A 1612-nucleotide genomic window follows, 5' to 3' on the forward strand; every position below is an offset into this window, starting at 1 on the left:
AATCATACAATCTGTGTGAACACTCATTGACTCTCGTCAACAAGACAACGTCGCTTTTGGTAAGGAGGTGATCCAGCCCCAGGTTCCCCTAGGGCTACCTTGTTACGACTTCACCCCAGTCATGAACCACAAAGTGGTAAGCGTCCTCCCGAAGGTTAAACTACCTACTTCTTTTGCAGCCCACTCCCATGGTGTGACGGGCGGTGTGTACAAGGCCCGGGAACGTATTCACCGCGGCATTCTGATCCACGATTACTAGCGATTCCGACTTCATGGAGTCGAGTTGCAGACTCCAATCCGGACTACGACGGACTTTTTGGGATTCGCACACTCTCGCAAGTTAGCTGCCCTTTGTATCCGCCATTGTAGCACGTGTGTAGCCCTACTCGTAAGGGCCATGATGACTTGACGTCGTCCCCACCTTCCTCCGGTTTATCACCGGCAGTCTCCCTAGAGTTCCCACCATAACGTGCTGGCAACTAAGGATAGGGGTTGCGCTCGTTGCGGGACTTAACCCAACATTTCACAACACGAGCTGACGACAGCCATGCAGCACCTGTCTCACGGTTCCCGAAGGCACTAAAGCATCTCTGCTAAATTCCGTGGATGTCAAGAGTAGGTAAGGTTCTTCGCGTTGCATCGAATTAAACCACATGCTCCACCGCTTGTGCGGGCCCCCGTCAATTCATTTGAGTTTTAACCTTGCGGCCGTACTCCCCAGGCGGTCTATTTAATGCGTTAGCTTTGGAGCCCACGGCATATAGCCACAAACTCCTAATAGACATCGTTTACTGCGTGGACTACCGGGGTATCTAATCCCGTTTGCTACCCACGCCTTCGCGTCTCAGTGTCAGTTATTGGCCAGGTGGTCGCCTTCGCCACCGGTATTCCTTCAGATCTCTACGCATTTCACCGCTACACCTGAAATTCTACCACCCTCTACAAAACTCTAGCCTGCCAGTTCCAAATGCAGTTCCCAGGTTGAGCCCGGGGCTTTCACATCTGGCTTAACAAGCCACCTACACGCGCTTTACGCCCAGTAATTCCGATTAACGCTCGCACCCTCCGTATTACCGCGGCTGCTGGCACGGAGTTAGCCGGTGCTTCTTCTGTCGCTAACGTCACAGCAACGTGCTATTAACACGTTACCTTTCCTCACGACTGAAAGTGCTTTACAACCCGAAGGCCTTCTTCACACACGCGGCATGGCTGCATCAGGCTTGCGCCCATTGTGCAATATTCCCCACTGCTGCCTCCCGTAGGAGTCTGGACCGTGTCTCAGTTCCAGTGTGGCTGGTCATCCTCTCAGACCAGCTAGGGATCGTCGCCTTGGTAAGCCGTTACCTTACCAACTAGCTAATCCCACTTGGGTTCATCTTGTGGCGTGAGGCCCGAAGGTCCCCCACTTTGCTCCGTAGAGATTATGCGGTATTAGCAGTCGTTTCCAACTGTTGTCCCCCACCACAAGGCAGATACCCAAGCATTACTCACCCGTCCGCCGCTCGTCAGCAGAGAAGCAAGCTTCTCTCTGTTACCGCTCGACTTGCATGTGTTAAGCCTGCCGCCAGCGTTCAATCTGAGCCATGATCAAACTCTTCAATTAAAGTTTTTT

At 52.7% G+C, this 1612-nt stretch carries 1 rRNA gene; it reads right to left on the reverse strand.

Annotated elements, in window-relative coordinates:
* Positions 1-60: 60 nt before the first annotated feature.
* Positions 61-1603 (reverse strand): 16S ribosomal RNA (locus K1M91_RS20915).
* Positions 1604-1612 lie beyond the last annotated feature (9 nt).

This window comes from Motilimonas sp. E26 (assembly GCF_021278025.1).
Taxonomy (GTDB): Bacteria; Pseudomonadota; Gammaproteobacteria; order Enterobacterales; family CBDFNC01; genus Motilimonas.